Genomic DNA, 16,300 nt, shown 5'->3' with positions numbered 1-16,300 from the left:
GGCGGCGCAGCCGCTCCGGCCGATTTTCATTTTTGCTGACTGGAGGCCCATCATGACCAACGCCAACCCCGCGTCCGTCGACCGCTTCGCCGACCTGAAACAGCTATACGCCGAGGCCATCGCCACGCCTGAATTTCAGGCCGCCTTCGGCGACCCAATCCCGCTCTCGATCGTCTCCGCCGGGGACGAGCCGAGCGATCTCGACATGCCCGAGCCTTTCGCCGCGCAGGCCGAATGCGGCGGCGTGATCGCCGCGATCTTCGACCTCTTCACCGACACGCGCCTCGAAGCGTTCGCTCCGGACATCGCATGGGGCTTCGTCAATTCATTCCATTTCACGGCCGGAAAGCTTGCGCGCCGCGAAGATTCAATTGCGCAGGAACTCGGTGATCTCGCGCGCACGCCGGACCTCAGCGAAGTCTATGCGACGAGCCTGGAGGAGAAGCAGCTCCTCTGCCGCTCGCTCGCGGAACAGCGCGACGCCATCGAATGCATGCGCGATTATGCCGCCGAAATGTATCGCGCGCTCACCGGCTGGCCATGGTCGCCGGCGAAGGGAACCCGGGCGTCGTCCGTCTCGATGGCGAGCCAGATCGCGGCGCAAGATTTTCTGCGCGAGCGGGCGCTCGCCGCGCGCGAACGGACCCTCCCGCAAGGCCCGATCGTCGTCTTCTCGGGTCCCGCCGTCTGGGCCGACTGGGAACCGCTGTGGGCGCGGCTCGACCAGATCAAGGCCCGCGTGCCGCATATGACGCTAGTGACGACCGGCCAGCGCAAGGGCGCCGACGCGATCGCCGCCGCATGGGCGGCGCGTCCCGAGAACAGCGTGCCACTCGTTGCCTATGGCCTTTATGGCTCGGGGCGGAAAACCGCCTTCAACCGCAACCGCAAGCTCGCCGAGCTGAAGCCAGTCGAGGCTTTGCTCTGCGAGGGGTCGGGGCTTCAGGCCAATCTTTACCAGCTCCTCCGCAAGGCCGGGGTGCCGATTCATGCCTTCAAGAAGCCGGATGACGTTTCGCGCCCGGCGGCACAGCGGGGCCCCGGCCTCCGCCTGACGGCGTGACGGCGATGGCGATTCCTGAGGCTTATCGGCGGAACTTCGCGACGCTCCGCCGTGCGGCGGAAAAAGGCGACCTCGCCCTGATGGAATGTACCGATGCGGCGTCGGGCGAGCCCCGTTATGTCATCTGCGCGGTGGGGCGCGAGGGTTCGAGCTATGTCATGACGCCGTTCGGACATTTGCATGACGGCAATCCGTTCGAGGCCTATATGCCGCCGACCGGAGAAGCCTTCGAACGACGTTAAGAAAATGAGCGGTCGCCTTTCTTGCGAGGCGGCCGCCTTCCTCGTTCATTCGGTCAGCAGCGCCAGCCGCCGTAGCGCTGCGGCAAGTGTCGCGCGATGGGCGGTGACCTCCAGCGCCGGGGGCATGCCGGTCGCGTGGAGCGAGACTTTGGAGCCGACTTTCGCTGGCTCGATCGTGAGGGTCAACGTCATCATGCCGGAATAAGCCGCGTCGGCGTTCGTGTAGCGAATCGCTTCGACCACACGCTCGTCGGGTAGGAACTCGGTGAATGTGCCGGTGATGATTTCGATTGCGGCTTCAGGCCCGTCGATCTCCGCCCGATCGGAATAGAGGAGATTTAGGCAGAAACGCCCACCGGGCTGCGGTTCAAGCACCGAATAGGTGCCCGTCGCGCCATCGGGCACCCGCCAACTCTTCATCTTCTCGGCGTCAAAATAGGTACGGAACAACTGCCGCGGCGTGGCGAGGATCATCCGCGATGCGCTGTCCACCCGTTCGGTCTGCTCACACGCGTCCAACTATCTTCATCCTCTCTCGCTTCCCCTTCGAAGGGCTGACCAGCACCGTTGCGGCGCACCTCCCGGTCTGGCGGAGACCTTCCGCAAATAATCGCGTTTGATGCAACCATTTGCGAATCGGGGGCATCGAGCCCCCGCTTCGCAAGCCTCTTCTTCTCTCTCAACTCTTTTTAGTGTGGCACGGGGGCAGCGCCGGCCTCAAGGACGACGGGGCCCCACCATTTTCTTCGGCGCGGCGGGCGCGGCGTAGCCCATCGGGTGCCGGTGGCCGCCAAAGAAAATCGTGACCCCCATCGCCGCTGCGCGGTCGGGCTGCGCCCGATCCTTGACCCCGTCGCTCAGAGCCCGTGCAGGGAAGGAGACCTCTTTTTCAAGGAGGTTCTCATGACGAAGCATACACAAACCACTCGCACCGACCAAGAAATCGCTGACCTCATCGCCGCGGAAACCGTGTCGCCCGCCTTCGAAAACGCCTTCACCGAAACCACGGGCGGCTTCCGGATGGGCTATGCCGACGAGCCGACCGACGCCGACATGCCGCTCCCCCACGCGGCGGAGCTCGCTACGGAAATGGCGGTCCGCACCTTCTTCGATCTGTTCCGCGACACCCGCCTCGAAGGGATCGCCGACCGCATTGCTTGGGGCATCGTCCACAGCTTCCACAAGGTCGCGGACCAGCTCGATGCCGAAGCCGACAAGGCCGCGCTGAAGGTCAAGGATCTCGTCCGCGACGCCGACGGCAGCGAGATCCTGACCGCCGAGCTGGAGGAGGCGCAGACCTTCTGCCATTCTCTCGACGAGGCGCGCGACGCGGTGGCCTGCATGCGCGACTATGCCGCCCAGACCTTCGCCGCCGAAACCGGACGCCCATGGGCGGCACCCCGGGGGTCGCTGGTGTCGAGCAAGCGCACCGCCGCGGTGGTGGCGGCGACCGATTTCCTCGCCGCGCGGCGTCAGCGCCGGATCGACGCCCACGCCCCGCAGGGGCCCGTGGTGATCTTCTCGGGCGGGCAGCAATGGGAAGATCACGCCCTGCTGACCGAGCGGCTCGACCAGATCAAGGTGCGCATCCCGGCGATGGTGCTGGCGACGACCGCGCAGTCCAAGGGGTGCGATGCCATTGCCGCTGCATGGGCGGCCCGGACCGCAACACCGCTCGTCGCTTTCACCCTCAGCAGCAAGTTCGGGCAACGCGCGGGGTTTATGCGCAATGAGCAACTGCTCGGACTGAACCCGGTGGAAGCCCTGGTCTGCGAAGGCTCGGGGCTTCAGTCACATCTCGCCCGGCTGGTCCGCGCGAAGGGCGTGCCCGCGCATTTCTTCCGCCTTATCGACCAGCGTCTCGCCGCCTGATCGGGCGGCGCAAAGGGACGGTCCGGAGTGCCGGGCCGTCCCTTTTCTTTTTGGTGTAAGGGAAGGTCGCCCGCGCTCGTGGACCCCTGGCGGGGTCCGTCGCGCGGGCGATGCGATGGCGATGCCATCGGCCTCCTGCGCGCGGCTTCGCCGTGCTCGTCGCAGGGGCATCCCTTCGGGATAGCGTTACTTGGCGGGACGTATCGGCAGGGATTTGAGTGCCCCCACCGCCGCTTCGCCGCCGGACCGGATAGCAAGGCCTACAAGCTCTCGAAATTCGCGTTCGGTCAGTTCCTCGACGGCAAGCTCGCCGATGATCGACGCATAGCGGCCGCGCAGGGCGCGGCGGGCATTCTCCACGTCCTCGGCGACCTTGCGCTGACGCGCTTCGAGATCGGCGAGGCGTTCACGTTCACTCTTCTTGGGCATAACCATCATCCTTCAAATGGTCTGCCCGCCAGCTTCCAATTCTATCCGAAGGAATGCGCCATGATCAAACGTCAATTATCCTGGCCGGCGTGCCGCCGGCAGATGAAGAAATCCCCCCCGGCGGGGGGAACCCCCGCGCCTTCCGGCACGAGGTGTCGCAGCGACACGTCGCTGCGGTGGGCGGACGCACGCCGTTGGCGTTTGTAATGCACCCTACGCACGGGTGCTGCGGATCTGTTCCTCATTCTAATTCAGCTAGTTATGTGGATATCCTGGCTCGACCAAGATGGCGTCATCTGGCAGCCGCGGCTGCCGGTTGCGGCCGCGTTTGGCAGCCATTGGGTGCAAGCTTCTGATTTCATTTGGCATCTTTTGGCTGCCGCAGCTGCCACATGGAAAAACGCCGGTACCGACTCTATTTGGCCGGTACCGGCCTGCAAAGCCGCTCCAGCGCCCCGACGGCTTCCGGAAATGTGGGAATTTCTGTTCAGTGGCAAAGGCCATTCCGCCTACGAAGCGGGCATATTCATCCGCATAGAGCGTGTCTGATTGCAGGTGCTCCACCAGGGCCGCCATGCGTTGCGCAGGGAGCATGCCTTCCAGTGCGCCGCCACCGCGATGCGAATCGGCCATAATCGTCTCTTCAGCCAGGGCAGGGAACTGCGCGTTTGCGGAAGCGGTCGCTTCGAGCGCCGCGAGATCGTGAAGATGACGCACGATCGTCGGGTCATCACCGACCCTCTCGCGGTCGCGGGTGAGCACCCGCCAGCAGAAGGCGCTCAGCTTGTCGGCGGCTGTCTCGACCGGATCGACGCACGCAATCGCGGTGATCTCGGGTTCCAATCCACGATACTGATGGACGAAAGATGCCAGCGGCCGTTCGCCGGTCGCAAGCGGCGTGGGCTTGGCGGATATCTCGGCCTGGATATGGGGGCGGAGCGCGTCATGCCCATCGAGGATCGTTGGATAGTCCATGTCGATCTGGATGAACCCGTTGCCACTTCCGGCTTCGACCCCGGTTATGACGAATCCCGCTGCCGCCCAGGCATCGGCGAGTCCGTTCTTGAAGGCGCTCAACGCACTACGTTTTTGCCCCGGAGACTTTTCCAAGAATGCGTCCGAGAGGATGAGCTTGAAATCTAACTCCTCTGAAAATCTCTGAATCAGCCCGTGCGCTTTTAGGAGCGACGTTCCCCCTGAAAACACTGGCGTAAGGTCGGGCGTGGCCAGTTGAGAAGGACCTGAATGGCCTAGACGACATACCAGTCTTTCTCGACGAACGCTTCGTCGACGCGCAGCGCACCTGCGACGCGCCCGAGCGTTCTTGCGTCAGGCGCGTTCGAGAATGACATAGGCGCCATCATAGCCGATCCGGCGGCGGACACGGTTCTTGACGGCAATCGTTCGCCCGGTGGGGACTTGGTTCGTTCGGCCGCTGTTATAATCTCTTGTCTGGCCGGAATCGGAGACCGTTTTCCCCAGCCGCTTGAGGGCCTCGGTCGCGAGCCGCTTGATCCCGACGACGGGGGCGGGCTTGCCGGTCACCGGCGAGCGTTCGGCGCGCGCATAGAGCCCGTAGCCGATCTGGACGAGGCGGCCCTCCTCGGTGACCCTCCGCAGGGCGCGCCCAACGGCATCATAGCTGCCAAACGTCTCGAAATCCCGGCGCAGGAAGACATTGCGCTTTGAACGAGCCACGCGTCGCGCAACACGATCGGCGATCGAGTTCGAGGACATAGTCGAGCCGCGTGCCCGCCTGCGGTAACGGCCGCGACCGACACGCACGAGTTTACCATCGTCGACCAGCTTGCGCAGCACGCGGCCAATGGAATCATAATCGGCGTCGAGCGCAATCTGCGCGCGATCGACGACTTTCCCCTCGGGGACATAATCCAGAATCTGTTTCGACAGGCTCGGCATGGCTTCACCAAAATACGACGCTTACGGCATTCAGATAGTTTTGTTTGAACCGTTTTTCAAGCCGACCGTAGCTGGATCGAGATGATTGCGACAGGCCAGAACCTCGAAATATCCTTCATCGATTTGCCTGTCAGAGCCGGTTTTGCTATATAAGAGGGGCTACGCGTCCTCACTTGCCGAAGCTCCAGACCAGGAGCTTGCCATGGCAAGACTGACTATTCGTCTTCCCGACGATCTATACGACCGGCTCGCGGCCGATGCGGATGCGGCAGGCGCCTCTACCGCGGCCTTCGTTCGTGACGCCCTCGAACAGCTGAACGGCGCCGACCCCTTTGGCTTCCATGCCCGCTTCGACGAACTTCATTCGACCGTCATCCAAGTGCTCGCGATCCTCGCGTCCGACGTCGGCGCGCGCGCGCCCAAATCGCTCGCAAAGGGGATGGAAGATACAAAGCGGCTACTCCTCGACCGGGGACTGATCACCGCTGGCGACCTTCCCGCTCTGGGGGGAGGCGCGTCGTCATGAGCATCTTCCGCAACGACACGCTCGGCAGCTGGACGCGCGGCGGCCAGGCCATCGTCCACAATGTGAGGATGACCACCCAGGTCTTCTTCCAGACCACCCTCGCCGGGCTCAGCATCTGGGTCATCGGCGCCATCTGGTACGCCTTCGAAAAATCGGATGCCTATCAGCGCTTCGTCCTTACCAAGCTCATTGAGGCAAACTTCAAGGCCGACGCCGCGCCGGGGACGAACGACCCGGTCCTGTTCCGCACCCCGGATGGCCGCGAATATTGGACGTCGGCCGACTGGCTGGTCGATTCTGTGATCGCGAAGCAGGCGCTCGAAAAGCTCGAGAGCGATCTCATCGGCGGGGCGATCCTGTCCGGGGTGTTCGCGCTCGCAGCACTTGTCTTCGCCTGGTTCTATTTTACCCGGACAGGGAAGGGGCTCGGTTCCAATGAATATCTGCGCGGGGCCCACTTCGGGACAGTCCGTCAGGTACGACGCGCGCTTCGCGGCGAAGCGAAGGGCAGCTTCGCGATCGGGGGCATCAACGTCCCGAACGCTTTTGAAACCGAGCATGTTCTGATCTGCGGCGCTCCCGGCACGGGCAAGACCAACATGATCGTCAAGATGCTCGAGGGCATCCGCGCCAAGGGCAAGCGGGCGATCGTTTACGACACCGCCGGCACCTTCGTCGAGAAATTCTACCGCGAGGGGAAGGACATCCTGCTCAACCCCCTCGACGAACGGTCGGCCATCTGGTCGCCCTGGGTCGATGTTCCGCACGATTATCATTATGACCAGATCGCGGAATCGACGATCCCCGACAAGCATGGCGATCCTTTCTGGCCTAAGGCCGCGCGCGGTACTCTGGTCGCCGTGCTGCGCAAGCTCGCAGCGCAGGGACGCACCTATATATCGATCCTCCTTCACACCATCGTCCGCTCCTCGCTGAAGGATTTGTCCGCCTTCGCCGCAGGGACCGATGCGGCGGCGTTTATCTCGATGGAGGGCGAACGCACGTCGGCGGGCGTCCAGGCTGAGCTCGCGTCGGTGATGCGCAGCTTCGCCTATCTCGATGATACCGACGACGGGCTTTCGATCCGCGACTGGGTGGCGACCGAGGGGGACGACAGCTGGCTGTTCGTCACCGTGAAGGCCGACCAGCTTCCCTCGCTCCGCCCCCTCATCACGGTCTGGCTCGATATCGCGATCAGCGCGATCATGAGCCTGAAACCCGATCAGCAGCGCCGCCTCTATTGCGTGATCGACGAGCTACCCTCGCTCCAGAAACTGCCATCGCTTTCGGACTTTCTCGCACGCGCCCGCAAATATGGCGGCTGCGGCATCCTCGGGTTCCAGTCTTATCCGCAGCTCGAGGCGACATACGGCATCCAGGATGCCGCGGCGATCACCGGCTATTGCTCGACCTGGGTCGCGCTCCGGGCGAACGATACCCCCACCGCCAAGCACGTCAGCGAGAATTTGGGACAGGTCGAGCAGGTCGAGGCGAACGAGGGGATGAGCTACGGCGTCAACGACATGCGCGACGGGGTCAATCTCTCGCGCATCCAGGTGACGCGACCTCTTGTGATGCACACCGAGGTCACGAACCTCCCGAACCTGTCGGGCTATCTGCGGTTCGGTCGCGACCTGCCCGTCGTTCGCTTTGCGGATCGATACAACGACCTGCCATCCATTGGAGAGGCATTTACCGAACGCCGTCGACTTCCGCATCGCATCGCGCCTCTGCCCGCGCCGCCGTCACCATCAGGTTCGGTAGAGGCTGCCCCGTCATCGGCGAAACCGGCGAAGAACGGTGCGCCAGCGCGCAAACGGTCCGGGAAGCGCGAAGCGAATGCGAATGCGCCCGAGCTGAAGCTCGATCTCCCGATGGGCGCGTCCGATCCCGCGCCTGAAGACACGAATGGGGAGGCGCCAACCGACCGGGACGCGCCCGCCGATGGTTCGCCCGATAATCCGGCCACGCCCCTCGAAATCATCGCCCCGCACTGGGATCGCACCCTACGGCAGCACGGTCGTCCGGGCGGTCGCCGCCGGCCCGCGAAGCCTGCATGATCCATCCGCGCCGCCTTGGAGGCAAACCCGGCAATATCGCCCGCTATTATACGATCGGCGATTATTACACCAAGGGTGGGGATGAGCCCTCGGAGTGGGGCGGGAAGCTTGCGGCCGACCTCGGTCTTTCGGGGCCGGTCGACCGCAAGGCGTTCGAGGCGCTGCTCGCCGGCAAGGTCGATGGGCAGCAACTCGGGCGTATCCGGAATGGCGAAGTTCAGCATCATCCGGGGTGGGACTTTGCCGTCAAAGCCCCGAAGTCGGTGTCGATCATGGCACTGGTGACGGGCGATGAAAGGATCATCGCCGCGCATGAGCGCGCGGTCGGGACGGCCATCGCCTGGATCGAGGAGCATGCCGAACTCCGTCGGCGCATGGACGGCAAGATTACCCACGAGACGACGGGCCAGCTTCTCTATGCGCGTTTTACCGAACATGCCTCGCGCGAGCTCGATCCGCACCTCCATACCCATGTCGTCATCCTCAACATGACCCGCCATGCCGGTGACGAGCAGATGGTGAGCCTCGAATCCCGCGCCATGTTCGCCGAGCAGATGGTCGCCGGCCAGATCTATCGCAACGACCTCGCCCATGACCTCAGGGGGATTGGTTACGAGATCGAGTTCGACCCGCGCCGGGGGTTGTTCGAGATTCGGGGTGTCCCCAAGGAGCTGATCGATGCGACGTCGCGCCGGGCCGAGCAGATCAATGCGCACGCGAAGGAACATGGTTTCCAGGGCCAGGCCGAGCGATCGATTTCTTTCTTCGCGACCCGGCCCCCCAAGCAGAAAGTCGATCTCGACACGCTCCATGCCCAATGGGCAGAGCGATCGAAGGCTCACATTCCCGCGCTCGAAGCTGTCCGCGACGCCGCCGATGCGCGAGAGGAGAAGCATCTGGACGCCGATACTGCAACCGTGCGCCGCGCTGCGCTGTTCGGGCTTCGCCAGTCGGAGACACGCGAAGCGGTCAATAACCTTGGTCGGCTCATCCGCACCGGGCTCGCGTCGCATGTGGGCGATGTTCGGTTCCGAGACATTCGCCCCCTCTTCGAGGAGCATGAAGCACGGCTCAAGCTGCTAAAGACGAGAGAGCCCACCGGTGACCAAGTCCTTACGCGCGGCAGAACCTCGCGCCGCGCCGCGCGGCTCGAGATCGCGCTATCGACGCATATCTCGCTAAGCCTTGGCGATGGGGTTCCGCTTGCGTCGCGGGAACGGATCGACACGTCGCTGCGCGGGAGCATTCTCAATGATGACCAGCGACAGGTGCTCGCCGAAATCGCGATATCCAGTGACCGCGTCATGGGTGTTCACGGCGTCGCCGGCTCGGGCAAATCGACTCTCATCAAGCAGTTGAAGGCCGCGGCCGATCCGGGCTGGACCTTCATCGGATTGGCGCCGACCTCATCGGCGACCGCGAAACTCGGCCAGGACGCGGGTATCGACTCTCGTACCGTCGCCGCGCTCCTAGGCGGCGGCGGGCATGATATTACCGACCGTCATGTCCTGGTCGTCGACGAGGCTGGCCAACTCGGTAGCCGACAAGCGCAGCGGATATTGCAGATCAGCCACGACACCGGTGCGCGCGTTCTTCTTCTCGGCGACAACAAGCAGACCGGGGCGATCGAGCAGGGCAAACCATTCTGGCTGATGCAGAAGCTGGGCCTGCCGACGGCTGAACTGACGGAGGCGGTCCGACAGCAAACCCAGTCGATGAAGGCCGCGGTGGCGAGCGCGCGCAGCGGGGATTATGCCGCGTCACTCCAATCGCTCGACAAGATCGTCAGCGGCGAGGGCGCGGACAAACTTGCGGCTAACCTCGTCGCGGAATGGACGCGGCTCAAACCCGAGAACCGCGACAAGACCAATATCTTGGTTCTCGACAACGCGACCAGGCTGATCGTCAACACGCAGATCCGCGAAGTTCTGAAGCGGGAAGGGGCCGTTGCCGCCGAAGACGCGCGCATCGATATTCTTTCGCCCTCCGGTATGACCGACCAGGAGAAGCATTTTGCCCGGTTTTATTCGGGTGGCCAGGTCGTGACCTTCGCCCGCGACAATGCCGGGCTCGGTATCGCCGCCGGCGCCGAATATCGTGTCGACGGTATCGCACGCGATGCTCGCGGACGCCAGCTCGTGCGGCTTGTCGACGAGAAGGGTGGGACGATCCTCTGGAATCCCCGTCTCGGCCGCGCGTCGCAAGTCAATGTGTTCGTCGAGGACAAACGCGACATCGCCGCGGGCGATCGCATTCAGTGGCGGCTTGCGACCAGGGAGCTCGGCCTCAAAAATGCGGAGCGCGGGACGATCGAGCGTCTAGACGGGACGATCGCGACTATTCGCTGGGACCGGAGCGTCGAGCCGCAGAAGATCGACCTCTCCGTTCATCGCACCTGGGATTATGGCTACGCCGAAACTGTCTATTCGGCGCAGTCGAAGACCTATGACCGCGTCTATGTCCTTGCCCCGGTCGGATCGGGCCTCGTCAATGGCCAGAATTACTACACCGCCATCACTCGTGCTCGTTACGGCGTGAAACTCTGGACCGAGGACCGTGATCGCCTCGTGCAGAAGCTCGAGAAGCATTCTGGCGAAAAGACGTCCTCGCTCGAAGGCTTGGGACGTCTCTGGCGCGACAGCCACCACATCCGCGGCGCCCGGCTCGCTGAAAGTCTCGACCGGGCGCGCGAGCTGATGCTGAGCACGCGTGCGGATCGCGCCGAGCGAAGGGCCGAGCGCGAGCGCGAATGGAACGAGGTTCTGCGTCCGCCATCGCTTGCGGAAATGCTCGCGGGCCGCGCGAGAGACGGCATGTCGAAGCTCGATTCCTATCTGAACGGCATTCTCGCTGGCTCGACGAAGAGCCAGCGCGCGCAAGCACCGACTGATCCCGAGCCCGCAGAGCAACCGCATTCCCGACAGCAAGGACATGATCGATGAACATATTCCCGTTTCCACGGACAGCCGAACTCGCCAGCGCGCCTATCGGGGTCCGCGCTTCGCAAGGTTTGCGGTTTGGGGTGACGGCGGCCATCTTCACCTTGGCATTCGGCATCTCACTGCCGGCAATGGCTCGCGCGCCAGTCGCGACGGGCGATGCTGAGATCGCTCGCTGCATCCGCAGCGCCGCCCATGGCAAGCCGTGGCTCGAACGCACGCTTTGGGGTCTGCGCGATCAGGAAGGCGGCTGGATCGGCGCCGCTGTCGTCAACAGCAATGGCACTCATGATCTGGGGCCGTTGCAAATCAACAGCTGGTGGGTGCCCAAAATTGCGACGCTCGTGGGGCGGCCCGAAACCCATGTTCGGCATTGGCTCCAGAACGATGCCTGTTTCAATGCGGAGGCGGCGCGCTGGATATTCCTGTCGGGGCTCGCGGCGGCCGGCGATTATTGGAAGGCGATCGGCGTCTATCATAGCCCGACGGGTTGGAGGCAACTGCGCTACGCGGCGAGCGTCTCGCAGCATCTACGCAGAAGATTCGGCAGCCAAATATGGTGAGCGCGCAAGATAGCGATGACATGTGTGCAGCCCGCAAATTGCCCCCAGGCACCGGCTATTTGCGACAAATTATTCGAACCATGGCCCTCCCAGCGGATCGGAAAGACGACTTCGGGCTGTCCGAACCAGCCGTTGCACCCTCAGGCGATGAGACGAATTTTCTCGGCGCCAGCGCTTGGGCGCGATTGCATCTGGGAACAATTCCCTCGCGATCTCTTGTTCGCTGGCGCCGGCAAGTATTGCATCGCCGATACGAAGTTCCATTATCCACCTTGCAGCCCGCTGTTCGCGGGGAATCATTGACCTTGGTAAGCGGCCATTTTCAAACAGGGCGAGCAACTGTCGTAGTGCTTCCAGTTTTGGTTTTGCCGATCGTACGCCACTCAATTGATATTCAAGTCTTGCCGGGCCGCCGAGTAGCGAACCGCCATGCACGTCCAGCCTGACGATCCAGTGCCCGTCACTGAATAGCCAATGTTCCGTCTGGCTCGCATCAATTTCAACCGAGACGAATGACGCGAAGTCCCGAATATCGAACAGGTCACTCGAAGCCGCTCGCCGGCCGGTCAAGTGACTCCTCACAACCTTCGGGTCCAGTTTTGTGCTCCAGATCGGTCGCGCCACGGGAGATGCGAGAGCCGGATCGACCCATGCGACGAGGCCAACACATTTGGGCGCGTCTGACGGCAGTGTATCACGCGCGCTCCAAAGGCTGCGATAGAATCCGTTCCGCCGTAGCCATTCCCACGCGAACGCGCGGCGATCGCACCGCAACAACGCATCATATTCGCGAGGATCGCACCAGTCAGATGCTGGGGGATCGTGACGGCGCGGGCATAAGGTGCTGGGTCGGCTGGCGAAAATGGCATCGCGGCGCTGGGTTTTTCCTCCCGACGCCATCTCAGCTCATTCACCGCGGACAAACTGATCGCGAGAGAAGTGCGACGGCAAATGCGCGGCAGCTAGCTGCCGCGCATAGATCGATGGCTGGCGCACGCATGCAGCGTCGAACCGAAGATTTGGATTGTGTGAATTCAAGATCGACCCCGATAGGCGGCGCGCTCGGCGCGTCTGCGCAGTTCATCGGTCATCGTGATTGCTGATCACTACCCCCGGACTTTCCAGTGAGAATTTCCGGGGGGCGAACTTACTTTGCCCGACACTATCGCAAGGTTCGATGGTGCGCGGCATCCTGCCCGCTCGTCGGCACTCAATGGCTGATCGATGCATCCCACGACTGCGCGATCGGTGTCGGACAGGAAGGGGAGTGGGAAGGATGGAAGCGAGGACAGCGGGTTGCGTACCCGCTGGAGTCCTCGGCTGCCATCAAGGATATATTCCATGGACACCGTTCATCTTTGCGCGCTCCTCCGGGAACTGCGCGACCAACTCGCCGACGAAAGCAGGTTCTTGGGCGTCGTCAGCCGTCGCAGACGTCGACGTGAACTTCTCGCACGCGTGCAGGCCGTGCTTGCGGTCGATGCCGACGACACCGCTCCGTCAGGTCTCATTGAGGCGACCAGGCAGGCCTGGGCGGCCGAAGACCGCGTGCTCATCGCCGATCGGGCACCTTGTCGCGTCGATCGCGCGGGCGTGTGGATCGGCGCCTGGATCCGCGCCGCAACCGGCCCCGGCAGCCGTGAAAGCATCGATCCCGAGCGCTTGGCGGCCGCCATCGCCGCGCTGCCGCCTCTTGCCCGAGACGTGTTCACATTGTCCTCCCGCGGCAGCCTCGACTATCCGGCGATCGCCGCGGCCCTTGGCATTTCGGAGGATTTGGTTCGTCGCGAACTTGCCGCGGCGCTTGTCGCGATCGATCAGACTCTGACGATCCAGCAGCGCGATAACCCGTCGCCCATTGCCTGATGGCCCCCAGTCATGCAGGAAGAATTGTCATGCGCACGGACATTACGCACCTTCCCGCCCGCGGCCAGCGCGAACTCGAGGCCATCGTGCAGGCGATTTTCGAAGAATTCGAAGATGCCCACAAGCTCGCGAACGGCGAACGCAAGGCTGGCCGGATCCTGAAAGTCATTCTCTATGGCTCGATGGCGCGCGGCGAGGGGATATACGAGCCGCACACCGAGAAGGGCTATGTCTCGGACTATGACATCCTCGTCATCGTCAATCAGGTCGAACTTACCGATCACGAATATTGGTATCATCTCGAGAACCGGCTGGCGCGCGATTATATGGTTCTTCACCGGCTGCGTCATCCGGTGAGCCTGATCGTCCACACGCTCCAAGAGGTGAATAATAATCTCGCCGATGGACGCTTCTTTTTCTTGGACGTCGTCAAGGATGCGGTTGCGCTGTATCAATCGGACGACAGCGAGCTCGCGACGCCACGACCCAAGCGCCCTGCGGATGCGCTCGCGCTGGCACGCGAATATTTTGACGAATGGTACCCGAGCGCCGGCGAGTTCTTTGCCATGTTCGAAGCTGCTCAAAATCAAGGGTTTCGAAAGAATGCCGCGTTTCAGCTGCATCAGGCTACTGAGCGTCTCTATCACACGTTGCTGCTGACCTGCACGCTGTACACGCCGCACAGCCATAATCTGGAAAATCTCCGCAACCAGGCGAGGAAGGTCGACCGGCGCCTCGTCCATGTCTGGCCCGACGACGACAGGCAGTCGCGCCGCCGCTTCAGCCTCTTGAAGGACGCCTATGTCAAAGCCCGCTATTCGAAACATTATCGGATCAGCGCGGAAGATCTCGCATGGCTGGGCGAGCGCGTGCAGGAGCTGAGCGCGATCGTCCGGGAAATCTGCACCGAGAAACTGGCTGAGCTCGAACGCGCTGCCGCGTCAGAGTCGGGCAATATCTGATCCTGTGCCGGACGGTTGCCACGCTCAGGACCGGTGCTGAGCGGGCGCGGCGTAAATTCTGCTGTTGCAACGACAAGCTACCCTCGTCATGATGCGCGAAGGGGATGGGTGAACCCGTCTCCTGATCTACAAACGCCCGACTATGCGGGTCGGCCGTCACATCGTTACGCAATTGGCCTGCACACGGGCAATGCTGCGTCATGCTTTGCTGATCGGCTTTCAATTCCATGCCACCAAATCTTCAGACCTCGTCTCGGCGCACGCGGCGTTCTGCAGCGGGTATTGCGGCATGAACCGATCCGATAATGATCGCGCCCCTGTGCCGGAAACCGGCGAAAATGATCGGTTGATCGACCGGTTGTTCCGGTCGGAGGCGCCGCGCCTCGCACGCCTCTTCCGCCGATCGATCCGGAACCAAGATGAGGTGCACGACCTTGTTCAGGACACATTTGTCAATTTCGTCGAGGCGCGCCCTAGGTCTAAGGTGCGCACCCCCGCTGCCTATCTCCGCACGATTGCCCGAAGTCTGTTGTGGGAGCGCACGCGGCGTCCCCGCGCCCATGATCGAGCAAACCATGTCCCGGTGGACGAGGCCCACGAGTTGTGGGTCGATCCGGAACAGGAATGGATGATGGAGGCGTCGGATTTCATGCGCCGCTACGAGGAGGCGCTTTCAGAACTTCCATCGCGAACGCGGGAAGTATTCCGGCTCCATCGGCAGGAAGAACTGACCTATCAGGAGATCGCCGAGAAGCTCGGTATCACCGTTGACGGTGTCAAATACCATATGAAGAAGGCACTGCTCTATCTCGATCACAGGGTGAACGCCAATGGCTGAAACACATCGCTATGAGCAAGATCAGCTCCGCCGCGAGGCCGGCGAATGGTTCGTTATCATGAACGATGAGAATGTGAGTGAGGAAGACGAGCGGGAATTTAAGCGATGGCTCGCGCGTGGTGCGCTGCATCGCGCGACCTATAATCGCATCGCTGGCCTTCATTCCGCCGGCAAGCGCGTCGATTGGGAAAACCTGCCGCCGCCCAAGCCGGTGCGCGGGACGGCCAAACGCGTCTGGATCACCGTAATCGGATGCATGGCGCTCATAGGCTTCGTCGCATGGCGCGCGAGCGGAGCACCAGCCTTCTGGCCGGAAGCGGATACGACACAAATGGCGCAGGGCCACGCGGACGCATCGCTCCAATATTCGACCGAAGCTGGCGAGGTGCGCGAGTTTTCACTTCCGGATGGGTCTCGCCTGACCTTGGACGGTGACACCACGATCCGAGCATGGTTTCGATCTGGCGAGCGCCGTCTACGACTAGGCCGCGGCCGAGCGCGCTTCGATGTCGCGCACGAAGAACGTCCGTTTGTCGTTGACGCGGGCGACAGCGAGATCGTTGCCGTGGGAACTGTCTTTGACGTAGCTTTTCGCGACAAGCGCACGGTGGAGATTCATCTCCTGCGGGGCGCCATTGACGTTCGCCGAGCGCAGTCGGCAGGGAAGGCTGAACCGATCCGGCTCGAGCCAGGTGACGAGCTCCGCTATGCGATCGAAGGTTCGGGCAACTCGGCAAGTGTTCAAAAACGAGGAACGGAAGCCGACTGGACGGAGGGCGTGTCCGAAGCGCAGGAAGCGCGCGTTGCAGATCTCATAGCCAGAGTGAACAATCGATCAGCGACTAAAATCTACCTTGAAGACCCCGCCATCGCGCCGCGCATCGTGTCTGGGCTAAACGGGATCGATGACCCGGAATTGCTCGCTGAGAATCTGTCGAATCTTTACGATCTGCAGATAACGCGGAGCGGGAACCGCATTATTTTAGGCGATCCGCAGAAATAACGCTTCCTTCGACTACC

At 62.6% G+C, this 16,300-nt stretch carries 16 protein-coding genes and 1 pseudogene; 11 read left to right on the top strand and 6 right to left on the bottom strand.

What is annotated here, in order from left to right:
• Positions 1-52 precede the first annotated feature (52 nt).
• Positions 53-1,063: an SLOG family protein gene (locus AOA14_RS01150; RefSeq protein ID WP_062900433.1), complete on the top strand. Its 1,011-nt coding sequence runs from the start codon at positions 53-55 to the stop codon at positions 1,061-1,063.
• A 5-nt stretch (positions 1,064-1,068) separates the two neighbouring features.
• Positions 1,069-1,305: a DUF6117 family protein gene (locus AOA14_RS01145; RefSeq protein ID WP_062900432.1), complete on the top strand. Its 237-nt coding sequence runs from the start codon at positions 1,069-1,071 to the stop codon at positions 1,303-1,305.
• A gap of 45 nt (positions 1,306-1,350) precedes the next feature.
• Here the strand turns inward: AOA14_RS01145 and AOA14_RS01140 are convergent, their stop codons facing one another.
• Positions 1,351-1,824 (bottom strand): SRPBCC domain-containing protein, encoded by a 474-nt coding sequence (locus AOA14_RS01140; RefSeq protein ID WP_137867548.1) that lies wholly within the window; start codon positions 1,822-1,824, stop codon positions 1,351-1,353.
• A 384-nt stretch (positions 1,825-2,208) separates the two neighbouring features.
• Between AOA14_RS01140 and AOA14_RS01135 the strand changes: the two genes are divergently transcribed.
• Positions 2,209-3,177 carry an SLOG family protein gene (locus AOA14_RS01135; RefSeq protein WP_062900430.1) on the top strand — a complete coding sequence of 323 codons (969 nt, stop codon included), beginning with the start codon at positions 2,209-2,211 and terminating at the stop codon, positions 3,175-3,177.
• A 186-nt stretch (positions 3,178-3,363) separates the two neighbouring features.
• On the opposite strand, the gene AOA14_RS01130 is transcribed toward AOA14_RS01135, so the two are convergent.
• From AOA14_RS01130 to AOA14_RS01120, 3 genes are all read right to left on the bottom strand, one after another.
• Complete coding sequence (locus tag AOA14_RS01130; protein WP_062902938.1) at positions 3,364-3,606, bottom strand: hypothetical protein; 243 nt, start codon at positions 3,604-3,606, stop codon at positions 3,364-3,366.
• A gap of 255 nt (positions 3,607-3,861) precedes the next feature.
• On the bottom strand, positions 3,862-4,812 hold the full coding sequence (locus AOA14_RS01125) for a nucleotidyl transferase AbiEii/AbiGii toxin family protein (RefSeq protein ID WP_232014687.1): 951 nt from the start codon (positions 4,810-4,812) through the stop codon (positions 3,862-3,864).
• Between the two features lie 123 nt (positions 4,813-4,935).
• Positions 4,936-5,526 carry a hypothetical protein gene (locus AOA14_RS01120; RefSeq protein ID WP_058804221.1) on the bottom strand — a complete coding sequence of 197 codons (591 nt, stop codon included), beginning with the start codon at positions 5,524-5,526 and terminating at the stop codon, positions 4,936-4,938.
• Between the two features lie 202 nt (positions 5,527-5,728).
• Here AOA14_RS01120 and AOA14_RS01115 point away from each other — a divergent pair, with 202 nt between their 5' ends.
• The 4 genes from AOA14_RS01115 (at position 5,729) to AOA14_RS01100 (ending at position 11,614) form a co-directional block, all read left to right on the top strand.
• The gene (locus tag AOA14_RS01115; RefSeq protein WP_058804222.1) at positions 5,729-6,052 is read left to right on the top strand and encodes a ribbon-helix-helix protein, CopG family; all 324 of its coding nucleotides are present in this window, start codon (positions 5,729-5,731) and stop codon (positions 6,050-6,052) included.
• Complete coding sequence (locus AOA14_RS01110) at positions 6,049-8,112, top strand: type IV secretion system DNA-binding domain-containing protein (protein WP_058804223.1); 2,064 nt, start codon at positions 6,049-6,051, stop codon at positions 8,110-8,112. Before AOA14_RS01115 ends, AOA14_RS01110 begins: the two co-directional genes overlap by 4 nt.
• A complete protein-coding gene (gene mobF, locus AOA14_RS01105) occupies positions 8,109-11,054 on the top strand; it encodes a MobF family relaxase (RefSeq protein ID WP_062900429.1) in 2,946 nt (981 codons plus the stop codon). Before AOA14_RS01110 ends, mobF begins: the two co-directional genes overlap by 4 nt.
• A 128-nt stretch (positions 11,055-11,182) precedes the next feature.
• A complete protein-coding gene (locus tag AOA14_RS01100; protein WP_058804247.1) occupies positions 11,183-11,614 on the top strand; it encodes a lytic transglycosylase domain-containing protein in 432 nt (143 codons plus the stop codon).
• 69 nt (positions 11,615-11,683) lie between these two features.
• Here the strand turns inward: AOA14_RS01100 and AOA14_RS19555 are convergent, their stop codons facing one another.
• A complete protein-coding gene (locus tag AOA14_RS19555) occupies positions 11,684-12,184 on the bottom strand; it encodes a DNA -binding domain-containing protein (RefSeq protein WP_168707799.1) in 501 nt (166 codons plus the stop codon).
• Between the two features lie 180 nt (positions 12,185-12,364).
• A pseudogene (locus tag AOA14_RS20340) lies at positions 12,365-12,514 on the bottom strand (hypothetical protein); the annotation flags it as partial.
• A gap of 441 nt (positions 12,515-12,955) precedes the next feature.
• Here AOA14_RS20340 and AOA14_RS01095 point away from each other — a divergent pair.
• From AOA14_RS01095 to AOA14_RS01080, 4 genes are all read left to right on the top strand, one after another.
• Positions 12,956-13,480 carry a sigma factor-like helix-turn-helix DNA-binding protein gene (locus AOA14_RS01095; RefSeq protein WP_058804225.1) on the top strand — a complete coding sequence of 175 codons (525 nt, stop codon included), beginning with the start codon at positions 12,956-12,958 and terminating at the stop codon, positions 13,478-13,480.
• Between the two features lie 29 nt (positions 13,481-13,509).
• Positions 13,510-14,442, top strand: coding sequence for a HEPN domain-containing protein (locus AOA14_RS01090; RefSeq protein WP_058804226.1), 933 nt, complete (start codon positions 13,510-13,512; stop codon positions 14,440-14,442).
• A 142-nt stretch (positions 14,443-14,584) separates the two neighbouring features.
• Positions 14,585-15,280 carry an RNA polymerase sigma factor gene (locus tag AOA14_RS01085; protein WP_082665243.1) on the top strand — a complete coding sequence of 232 codons (696 nt, stop codon included), beginning with the start codon at positions 14,585-14,587 and terminating at the stop codon, positions 15,278-15,280.
• Positions 15,273-16,283, top strand: coding sequence for a FecR family protein (locus tag AOA14_RS01080; RefSeq protein ID WP_058804228.1), 1,011 nt, complete (start codon positions 15,273-15,275; stop codon positions 16,281-16,283). The genes AOA14_RS01085 and AOA14_RS01080 overlap by 8 nt, the downstream gene beginning before the upstream one ends.
• Positions 16,284-16,300: the final 17 nt, after the last annotated feature.

It is taken from the genome of Sphingopyxis terrae subsp. terrae NBRC 15098, from assembly GCF_001610975.1.
Lineage (GTDB): Bacteria > Pseudomonadota > Alphaproteobacteria > Sphingomonadales > Sphingomonadaceae > Sphingopyxis > Sphingopyxis terrae_A.
The sequence above is the reverse complement of the archived record's forward strand: the minus strand, read 5'-3'. Positions and strand labels throughout refer to the sequence as shown.